The sequence below is a fragment of the Streptomyces sp. NBC_00083 genome (assembly GCF_026343295.1).
Taxonomy (GTDB): Bacteria; Actinomycetota; Actinomycetes; order Streptomycetales; family Streptomycetaceae; genus Streptomyces.
In genome coordinates, this window is record NZ_JAPELY010000003.1 from 414,203 (window position 1) to 423,486 (window position 9,284).

10 protein-coding genes are annotated in these 9,284 nt (G+C 72.0%); 4 read left to right on the top strand and 6 right to left on the bottom strand.

All coding sequences use genetic code 11. The annotated features are described in order from the left end of the window. Position 1: 1 nt before the first annotated feature. Together OOJ98_RS25745 and OOJ98_RS25750 are read right to left on the bottom strand one after the other, a co-directional pair. Positions 2-328, bottom strand: coding sequence for a hypothetical protein (locus OOJ98_RS25745; RefSeq protein WP_267058242.1), 327 nt, complete (start codon positions 326-328; stop codon positions 2-4). Between the two features lie 149 nt (positions 329-477). After that, complete coding sequence (locus tag OOJ98_RS25750) at positions 478-951, bottom strand: ATP-binding protein (RefSeq protein ID WP_267057403.1); 474 nt, start codon at positions 949-951, stop codon at positions 478-480. 206 nt (positions 952-1,157) lie between these two features. Here OOJ98_RS25750 and OOJ98_RS25755 point away from each other — a divergent pair, with 206 nt between their 5' ends. The 3 genes from OOJ98_RS25755 to OOJ98_RS25765 all read left to right on the top strand — a co-directional run bounded on the left by OOJ98_RS25755 (position 1,158) and on the right by OOJ98_RS25765 (position 3,184). Beyond that, on the top strand, positions 1,158-2,018 hold the full coding sequence (locus tag OOJ98_RS25755) for a helix-turn-helix transcriptional regulator (protein ID WP_267057404.1): 861 nt from the start codon (positions 1,158-1,160) through the stop codon (positions 2,016-2,018). After that, positions 2,019-2,285, top strand: coding sequence for a DUF397 domain-containing protein (locus OOJ98_RS25760; protein WP_267057405.1), 267 nt, complete (start codon positions 2,019-2,021; stop codon positions 2,283-2,285). It begins immediately after the preceding gene. A 92-nt stretch (positions 2,286-2,377) separates the two neighbouring features. After that, positions 2,378-3,184: an SAM-dependent methyltransferase gene (locus OOJ98_RS25765; protein ID WP_267057406.1), complete on the top strand. Its 807-nt coding sequence runs from the start codon at positions 2,378-2,380 to the stop codon at positions 3,182-3,184. A 151-nt stretch (positions 3,185-3,335) separates the two neighbouring features. Here the strand turns inward: OOJ98_RS25765 and OOJ98_RS25770 are convergent, their stop codons facing one another. Together OOJ98_RS25770 and OOJ98_RS25775 are read right to left on the bottom strand one after the other, a co-directional pair. Continuing rightward, entirely contained in the window at positions 3,336-3,995 is a 660-nt protein-coding gene (locus OOJ98_RS25770) for a hypothetical protein (RefSeq protein ID WP_267057407.1), read from the bottom strand. A 153-nt stretch (positions 3,996-4,148) separates the two neighbouring features. Further along, entirely contained in the window at positions 4,149-4,757 is a 609-nt protein-coding gene (locus OOJ98_RS25775) for a GPP34 family phosphoprotein (RefSeq protein ID WP_267057408.1), read from the bottom strand. 467 nt (positions 4,758-5,224) lie between these two features. Here OOJ98_RS25775 and OOJ98_RS25780 point away from each other — a divergent pair, with 467 nt between their 5' ends. After that, the gene (locus tag OOJ98_RS25780; protein WP_267057409.1) at positions 5,225-5,635 is read left to right on the top strand and encodes a YchJ family protein; all 411 of its coding nucleotides are present in this window, start codon (positions 5,225-5,227) and stop codon (positions 5,633-5,635) included. 151 nt (positions 5,636-5,786) lie between these two features. Here OOJ98_RS25780 and OOJ98_RS25785 read toward each other — a convergent pair whose 3' ends face one another. Beyond that, positions 5,787-7,859, bottom strand: coding sequence for an MDR family MFS transporter (locus tag OOJ98_RS25785; protein ID WP_267057410.1), 2,073 nt, complete (start codon positions 7,857-7,859; stop codon positions 5,787-5,789). A 413-nt stretch (positions 7,860-8,272) separates the two neighbouring features. Then, positions 8,273-9,271, bottom strand: coding sequence for an urea transporter (locus OOJ98_RS25790; protein WP_267058243.1), 999 nt, complete (start codon positions 9,269-9,271; stop codon positions 8,273-8,275). Positions 9,272-9,284: the final 13 nt, after the last annotated feature.

Sequence of the window (9,284 nt, forward strand, 5' to 3'; positions counted from 1 at the left end):
CTCAGGCCCAGGCCGGGGCGGTGCCGGTCTGCTGGCACACCACCAGGTACAGCGGGATCGGCGGGGTGTAGGGCGTGGGGCCCTCGGGGAAGTGGATCAGGCGCGGACCGCCGGTGTCCGGGACCACGGCGCCCGGCGCGTACCGCACCGGACGGGGCCAGGGCAGCTCGTGGTCGGATCCGGCGGGCACGATCCACCACCACCAGTCGGCCGAGGCGAACACACAGCCCGACGTGGGAAGCCGGGACAGCAACCGGAAGCCGTGTGCGGCGGGCACACCCACCGCGTCCCGGCCCAGAGTCGCGGGCCGGATCGACGGCAGGAGCACCCCGCCGCCGGATCGAGCGGCGGAGCCGCCGGGCCCGAGCACGCCATGCGCACCCCCACTGCGCACGGGGCCACGGGGCCCGGCGGTTCCGGACCCATCGGGGTGCGGGCCCTGTCGCCCGCCCCGGGGTCCCCAGGGAAGAATCTCTCTCAGCACTCAAGGACCGCCTTGCCCGGCCCCTCGTGCGCGAGCTCGGCCCAGACGATCCTGCCGAGTCCGTACGGGGCGTCGTGCGAGCCCCACGCGCTGCTCACCGCGTCGACGAGCAGCAGCCCGCGTCCGCGTTCCTCCTCCTCACCGGAGTGGCACAGGCGCGGCCCGGCCGGGCCGCAGCCCAGGTCCCTGACCGCTATCCGCAACGCCCGCCGCAGATCGGTGAGTTCGCACAGTATGTGGGCGCCGGCGGTGTGGATGACGGCGTTGGTGACGAGTTCCGAGATCACCAGGGAGGCGGTCTCGTGCAGTTCCTCGTGGTGCCCCCAGCCGGTCAGCTTCTCCCTGCTGCGGCGACGCGCGACCGAGACCGAATCGGTACGGGCCGGCACGTCGAAGGCGTACCGCCGGACGGCGGTCCCGGAGCATGCGCCAGTCAGCTGGGGGATGAGCGCGTTACCAGGAGCCACGACCGGAATCCTCACAGTGGGGAAGCGGTGCCCCGTGCGGCCTCCCCCAAGGCTGCACCTGACGACCGCGTGTGAACTGGTTCACCGACCCACCTTGTACCCGCGGCGGACACTTGGCAAGAGGCACTGTGAAAAATGCAGAGTGCCGTTCTCCTATCTGCAACGACGTGGCACACTGCTCGCATCAGCGTGTGGGGAGGTCTGACGTGAGTGAACCCCGGTCCGCCCCGACCGTGGGCCAGGTCGTGCTGGGCAGACGCCTTCAGGACCTGCGCGAGCGGGCCGGCCTCCGGCGCGAGGAAGCGGCCAAGGTGCTGCGGGTGGCCCCGGCCACCGTCCGGCGCATGGAGATGGCCGAGGTCTCTCTCAAGATCCCCTACGTCGTCCTGCTCCTGAAGGCGTACGGGATCGCCGACGGCGAGGCGGAAGGTTTCGTCGCCCTCGCCGAAGAGGCCAACAAGCCCGGCTGGTGGCAGCGCTTCCACGACATCCTGCCGGACTGGTTCAGCATGTACGTCAGCCTGGAGGGCGCGGCCTCGCTGATCCGGTCGTACGAGCCGCACTTCGTGCCCGGACTGCTCCAGACCGAGGAGTACGCCCGCCACGTCATGCGCAGCGGCGCCCTCGGCGCGACCAGCGACGCCGACATAGACCGCCATGTGGCGCTGCGCATGGAGCGCCAGTCGCTGCTCACCCGGGAGGACGCCCCCCGGCTGTGGGTCGTCCTGGACGAGACGGTGCTGCGCCGCCCGGTCGGCACGCCCCAGGTGATGCGGGACCAGATCGACCGCCTCCTGGAAGCCTCGACGCTGCCCAACGTCACCGTGCAGGTCGCCGAGTTCTCCTCCGGCCACCACCCGGGAACGTACGGCCCCTTCGTCCTCTTCCGCTTCGCCGTGCCCGAACTGCCGGACATGGTCTACAGCGAGTACCTGACCGGCGCCGTCTACCTCGACGCGCGCCCCGAGGTGGCCACCCACCTGGAGGTCATGGACCGCATGGCGGCTCAGGCCGCGACTGCACAACGCACGAAGGAGATCCTCAAGGGTCTCCGCAAGGAGCTGTGAATGGATCACATATACGACGGCGGGCCGGCGGCCGGGCGCATCTACAACGGCATGCCCGCCGCCGAACTCGGCGCCGAGGGCTGGCACAAGCCCTGGAGCGGCGGCAACGGCGGCAACTGTTTCGAGGCCATGAAGCTGGCCGACGGCAGGGTCGCGGTGCGTCAGTCCGCCGATCCCGAAGGCCCCGCGCTGATCTACACCCCCGGCGAGATCGCCGCCTTCATCCAGGGCGCGAAGTCGGGCAAGGCCGACTTCCTGCTGACCTGATCCACCCGTTCCGTCCGAGTTCCTGGCCGTTCGAGCCGCAACTGCCGTGTTCCGCACCCCTGTTCGCTGACCTTCATCCCCATGGAGCGCACATGACCGGGCAAGACCGCACCGTCGTCCAGATCGACACCAGCAAGCCCCATCCGGCCCGTGTGTACGACTGGTTCCTCGGCGGCAAGGACAACTACCCGGTCGACGAGGTGCTCGCCGAGCAACTGCTCGCGCTCGACTCGCGCGGCCGGGACATCGCGCGGGTCAACCGCGCCTTCATGCACCGTGCCACGCGCTGGCTCGCCGAACAGGGCGTGCGCCAGTTCCTGGACATCGGCACCGGCATACCGACCGAGCCCAACCTGCACCAGGTCGCCCAGCGCACCGCACCCGACGCGCGCATCGTGTACGCCGACAACGACCCGATCGTGCTGCGCCACGCCGAGGCGCTGCTGCGCTCCACGCCCGAAGGCGTCACCGAGTACATCCAGGCCGACGCCCGCGAACCCGAGCGCATCCTCGAACTCGCCCGCCACACCCTGGACTTCGAGCGCCCCGTGGCGGTGTCGCTGATCGCCCTGACCCACTTCATCGGGGACGACGACGATGTGTACGGCATCGTCAACCGCCTCCTCGACGTCTTCGCGCCGGGCAGCTACCTCGTCCTCTCCCAGATCACCGGCGACTTCGACCCGGAGACCGCGGCCGGCGCCGTGGAGCTCTACAAGAGCGGCGGCGTGACGCTGCGTCCCCGTACCAAGGCGGAGGTCACCCGCTTCTTCCACGGCCGTGAACTGGCCGCCCCGGGCGTGGGCCTCGCCGCCGCCTGGCACCCGGAGCTCGGTGAGAGCGCTCTCGCCGGGGACGAGACGATTCCGGTGTACGCGGGCGTGGCGCGGAAGGTGTGACGGAGCAGGGCGCGGGTCGCGCGGCGGGCACGAAGCGGTGCGGGCCGCCGCGCGGGCCGCGGGAGGGGTGAGGGCCGCCGGGGGGCACGACGCGGTGCGGCCGCGGGGGAATGGTGAGGGCTGCCGGGGGCGTGGCGCGGTTCGTGCGGCGCTATTCGACGAACTCCCGGTCCCCGTACCGCACGTGAGCCGTGGACCAGTCGACGCCGAGGGTCCGGGTGAACTCCCGGGCCAGCGGCAGCTCGGCGCGTGGGGTGATGAGGATCAGCCGGCCGTCGAGGGTGACCGAGCCGCCGCCGAGCTCGTCGCGGGCCCGGGGATCGGCGACCAGCGCGTCGTGGAGCGCTCCCACCGAGACGCCCGGAGCCTGGATCTCGACCGCGTCGGCCCCCGGCGAGTCGCGCGGCAGGCAGCGGAAGGTCAGCACCGACTCCTGGTGGTAGCGCTTGGCGACGACCCCGGCGATGTGGTGCAGCCCGTCCCGGCCGACCTCCTCGACGTCGAACTCCCGTGAGCGTTCGTAGGTCGCCTCCTTCAACTCGCCCGACCAGAAGACCCCGTTGAGGAGCGTCGAGGGACCCGGCTGCGCGCCGTTGGCGTGGATGATGCCGCGCACTTCATGGTCGAAGCGGAGCAGACGGGTCCGGAGGCGCGGGTCGGCCGGGTCGGTGATGACCGCGGTGTTGTCGGTGGCGAAGATCTGCGCCGTGGGACACCCGTGCCCCGCCGCGGCGGCGGGAGCGCTCTCCGTCACCGCCGCACCCAGGGTCAGGACCCCGACCGCCGCCAGGACGCGCAACCTCTGCTTCATGCCTCAACTCCCTCTCGGGTGACTCGTCTTGCGGTACGCGTTGACGCACCGTGATCACCGTAGGGTCCGAAGCGCGAAGTTGTCCGCGATATCACCCCGTACGGGCAGGTACTGCCACGTATGGCGGACAGGGGCGGGGGAGAGCGCCGGCCGTTACTGGCCCCGCCAGATGTTGTCGAACGCGGCATCCTCGATGGTGCGCCGCTGCCGTTCACCGGCCAGCTCCGTCACCGCCTCGTCGACGGCGGCCAGCACGGTCACGACGGTGTCCGAGGTGAGGCGGGCCAGCTCGTCGGCCGCCGCGTCCTGGATCCTGGCCGCCGCCGCGAGCGCGCCGAGCACGGGCTCGCCCGATGCCCAGCGCTCTGCCGCCCGGCGCCGGTCCGGTGAATCGGCCACCGTGGTGCGGCCGGTGCCGAGGGGATGGAACCGGCGCCGCTGCCGGACCAACCGGCCCTCGGCCTCCAACGTGGCGAGGTAGACGGCGCGCAGCCCGCGCCCCCGGCGCCACAGCCAGTCCTCGACGGACTCGTACGGTTCCTGCCGCACGAGCGCCGCCGCCGCTGCCCTCAACAGGGTGTCATCCAGGTCGCGGGGCGGGCCCGGGACGATGCGGTCGTCCTCCACGTCGAGCACCTCGGCGGCGGCCAGATCGAGCAGCTCGGCCCCGGCGAGGGCCAGTGAGAGATCGCCCTGCTCGACGGGACGGTCGGCGGCGGGCACGTCCATGCTGACGATCAGCAGGTCCCGTGCTGTGGTCATGTGGTGTCCTCTGTCGAATGTCGAAGTGAAGTGAGGTGGGGCAGAGAAGTGGGGGTCGGACGCAGGTGGGGCGGGGGCGGGGCGGCGGCGGCAGGGAACTCACGGGGCGCCCTGGCGGGGCTGGTGGGGCGGCGGCGGTGACGGCGGCCGGACAGCGGGGCCGGCCGGCAGCGACGCTCGGACGGGGCGCCGGGAGCCCTGGGGACGGGCGGCACCCGTGGGGCGTAGGGCCATGACCGCATCGTAGTGAGACCGAAGGGGCTGCGGCAGTAGGCCTGTGAGAGCGCGATCAGGTGTTGGTACGGGGTGCGGTACGAGGCGTGCGCGTGCCCGTGGGCGCGCTCTCAAGCGGGGCGGGTGCCCGGTGGGGCGAGCGGATGGGAACCGCGGGGTTCGCGCCCGTCCGCCCCCGCGGTACCAGGGGATCGCGGGCGTGGACGCCCGTACGCCTGTGATCAGATGGAGCCATGTCTCGTCGTACCCAGCGCCCCGCACGCCCCGCCGCCCCGACGTCCTGCCCCTGCGGGCTGTCCGCCGCCTACGCCGAGTGCTGCGGGCGGTTTCACTCGGGGGCGGCAGCGGCGCCCACCGCGGAAGCGCTGATGCGTTCGCGGTTCAGCGCCTTCGCCGTTCAGGACGGCCCGTACCTGCTGCGCACCTGGCACCCCGACACCCGGCCCGCGAGCATCGACTTCGACCCCGGCATGCGCTGGACGCGGCTGGAGATCCTGGACACCGCCGACGGGAGCGCTTTCCACGCGACCGGGACCGTCACCTTCCGCGCTCACTACACCCACGGCCCGGAGACCGGCTCGATGCACGAGCAGAGCCGGTTCTCGCGCGTCGACGGAGCCTGGGTCTACGTGGACGCGGTGTAGGCCACGAGCGAGCCCACCGGGTGACGAGCGGGCTGGCGAGCGGCCCGACGAGCGGCGAGAGCCGCCCGACGAGCGGCCAGAGCGGCCGGACGAGAGACGCTGCCCCGCCACTTCGCTGCAAGCGCTCCCGAGGGCGTTTCTGAAAGCGCTCTCACGCGCGGGTCGCCGCGACCGGTGTCGCGCGGGCCGGGGGCAGCCCGTTGGCGAGGTCCTCGGCCATGAGGCGCTTGGCGATCGCGTCCGCGGCGGCGCGGAGTTCCGCGCTGCGCGGCCGGCCCCGGTCCTTCTCCAGCTCCGCGTTGAGCCAGGCCGCCCAGGACGCGGTGATGGCCTCGACCTCGCGCTCCCCGGCCGGGGTGTGGGAGAAGTAGCTGCCCTCGCGGCTGAGGAACCCCTCGTCGGTCATCCGCTGGAACACCGGCACCAGTACCTCCGGCGGCACATGGCGGCGGGAGGCGATCAGGCCGAGGCTCGCGTGGCCGACCATGCGCGTGTACTGCTCGACCTGCATGACCGCCCAGGCTCCGGCCACGTCGAGCCGGGTGTCGGAGGCCGCCACGATGCGGCGTGCCGTGGTCATGTCCGCCCCGCGCACGATCTTGCCCACGGCGAGTTCGAGCACCTTGGCGGAGTCCCCGGTGGTCGGCCGCGCGAAGCCCTCGCCCATGTCGGTGGAGGCCGAGCGCGCGCTGTCGCGCAGCTTCACCTGCTTGAGGAGGAGCGCCACCAGGAAACCCACCACAGCGACCGGCACCGTCCACAGGAACACGGTGTGGAGGCTGTCGGAGTAGGCCTGCACGATCGGCGCGGCCGTCGCGGGCGGCAGCTGGTGCAGACCCTCCGGCGACTGCGAGGCCTTGGCGAGCTGCGCGGGATCCGTACCGCCGGCCCGCGCCGCCGCGGCCACCCCGTTCTGGAGGTTGGTTTTGAGGGTGTTGGCGTAGATGGTGCCGAAGACGGCGGTGCCGAACGAGCTGCCGAGCGTCCGGAAGAAGGTGACCCCGGACGTCGCCGTGCCCAGGTCCGCGTAGTCGACGGTGTTCTGCACGGCGATGGTGAGGACCTGCATGCACAGCCCGATCCCCAGGCCGAGCACGAACATGTAGAGCGATTCCAGCCAGACGCCGACACCGGGTCCCATCAGCGAGAGCAGGTAGAGGCCCACCCCCATCACCAGGGAGCCGACGATGGGGAAGACCCGGTAATGGCCGGTCTTGCTGACCACGTTGCCGCTGAAGACCGACGCGATCAGCAGCCCGACGACCATGGGCAGGGTGCGCACACCGGAGATCGTGGCCGAGTCACCGTCGACGTACTGCAGGTAGGTGGGCAGGAAGGTCATCGCGCCCAGCATCGCGAACCCCACGATGAAGCTGAGGACCGAGCAGACGGTGAAGACGGGATTGCCGAACAGCCGCATCGGCAGCATCGGCTCCACGGCCCGGGTCTCCGCCCAGCAGAACAGTGAGAGCGCGATCACTCCGCCCGCGAACAGGGCGATGATGGTCGGCGAGCCCCACGCGTACTGGTTGCCGCCCCAACTCGTCCCCAGGATCAGGGCGCTGGCCCCGACGGCGACCAGGCCGATGCCGAGGTAGTCGATGACCGGCTTGGCCGCCGAGCGGATCGACGGAATGTTCCGGGCCGCCGCGATCACCACGAGGATGGCGATGGGGACGTTCACGTAGAACGCCCAGCGCCAGGTCAGATGGTCGGTGAACAATCCGCCGAGCAGTGGTCCGATGACGGTCGCCACGCCGAACACGGCGCCGATCGCGCCCTGGTACTTGCCGCGTTCGCGCAGCGGGATCACGTCGGCGATCAACGCCATCGAGGTCACCATCAGGCCGCCGGCGCCGATGCCCTGCAGCCCCCGCCAGCCGATGAGCAGGGACATGTTCGTCGCGAGTCCGCACAGGAACGATCCGGTGATGAAGACGATCGCGGAGATCTGGAAGACGAGCTTGCGGCCGAACAGGTCACCGAACTTGCCCACCAGCGCGGTGGAGACGGTCTCCGCCAGAAGGTAGGAGGTGACCACCCACGACATGTGGTCGGCGCCGCCGAGGTCCGAGACGATGGTGGGGAGAGCGGTCCCGACGATGGTCTGGTCGAGCGCGGCCAGCAGCATGCCGAGCATGATCGTTCCGAAGACGATGTTGCGCTGCCGGACATCGAGCACGGGTGGCGCGGACACGGGCGCGGCATCGCTGGCGGTGGTCACACCGGCAGCGTCACACCACCGCAGGTGACGCGCACGCGGTGTGGGCCGCGCGGATGAAGCGCCCCGACCACCGCGCGGATGAAGCGCCCCGACCACCGGAACGGGGCCGCCGCCGGGGCCGGCGGGTGCCGGGTGGGCGATGACCGGACGCCCGGGTGCGCCGGCAGCCGGCGCCGGAAGTCCCGCTCCCTCCGGCGCACCCCGTCGGCGTGTCCGCTCGGCCGCAGACGACGGAGATCGGGCCGTCACATGCCCCCGTAGCTCGACGGCTCCTCGAATGGGTCCGGACCGACTCGGCTCATCCGAGCCGACGTTGGGCCGATCCGCCCGGTGTGCGCGTGCCGCGGGCGGTAGTTACCCGTAGACATGAGCGCTCCGCTCCCCGCTCGGCATCGGCGGGGCGGGACGTGGGGTCAGGCGCCCAGCACCACGTCGGAACCGGCCGCCGGCTCGGTCAGGGTCCGCACGGAAGGCCCGGTGCGGTGCAGCCTCGGCAGTGCCGGTACGGAGGCGAGGAAGACCAGAGTGGTGAGGACGAACGGCCAGGTGAAGGCGTGCCCGCCGGCCGGCGCGAAGAGCGCGTTCACCGCGGGTCCGAGCACGGTGGCCGCCGCCGCGCCGGCCACCGCGAAACCGAGGCTCCAGCGGTCCGCGGCGAGCAGCACCCCGCACAGCGCCATCGCCACGAGCACCGCGTTGTAGCCCATGGTTCCGTCCACGATCCGGGCGGTGGGGGCGCCGAGCGCCCACGCGGTCACCAGGCCGACGGCGCTGCCGACGCAGGCCATCGCCCCCGCCGTCCGGCTGGCCGCGAAGATGCCCACGAGGAGGATCAGGCCGACGTGCCACTGCGGCATGAGGAAGATCTGCGCGATGTTGGCGAAGAACGCGCGCCCGACGTCATCGACGGCGAGGGCGACCGAGCCCTCGGCCGCGCGGCTCAGCCCGGCCGTCCCCGGGCCGTGGTGCCACGCCCGCTCGAAGCCGGGCGCCGCGATGGTCATCGCGCTCGCCATCAGGCAGAACGGCAGTGTCAGGGTGGGCAGCCCCCAGCCGCGCAACAGGGTCGTGGCCGCCGCCGTCACCACGGTGACGATCGCACAGCCGCCCGCCGCGAGGGCCATCGTGGAGGGGTACTGAGGGCCGAGGAACACGGCGAACCCGACCGCGACGAGGCACGCGTTGAACCCCTCCAGGCCGGCGGAGACCCGGCTCCGGTCCACACCGAGCAGCTGCGCGGTGCCGGTGCCCAGGGCGGTGCCGAGCAGTCCGTACAGGCCGTACTGCCAGCCGGCGGTGAACAGCGCGACCGTGAAGATGGCCCCGGTCACCGCGCTCGGCATGAAATGCACCTGGGCCTGGCCCCGCAGCACGTGCACCGCGAACAGCCCCCGTTGTGCGGTGCGCGGCATTCGCACGTGAGCC

Excerpts from the sequence above, each read along its gene's own strand:
- OOJ98_RS25760 (WP_267057405.1), top strand. The coding sequence starts at position 2,019 with ATGGATCACATATACGACGGCGGGCCGGCGGCCGGGCGCATCTACAAC.
- OOJ98_RS25765 (WP_267057406.1), top strand. The coding sequence starts at position 2,378 with ATGACCGGGCAAGACCGCACCGTCGTCCAGATCGACACCAGCAAGCCC.
- OOJ98_RS25770 (WP_267057407.1), bottom strand. The coding sequence starts at position 3,995 with ATGAAGCAGAGGTTGCGCGTCCTGGCGGCGGTCGGGGTCCTGACCCTG.
- OOJ98_RS25775 (WP_267057408.1), bottom strand. The coding sequence starts at position 4,757 with ATGACCACAGCACGGGACCTGCTGATCGTCAGCATGGACGTGCCCGCC.
- OOJ98_RS25780 (WP_267057409.1), top strand. The coding sequence starts at position 5,225 with ATGTCTCGTCGTACCCAGCGCCCCGCACGCCCCGCCGCCCCGACGTCC.
- OOJ98_RS25790 (WP_267058243.1), bottom strand. The coding sequence starts at position 9,271 with ATGCCGCGCACCGCACAACGGGGGCTGTTCGCGGTGCACGTGCTGCGG.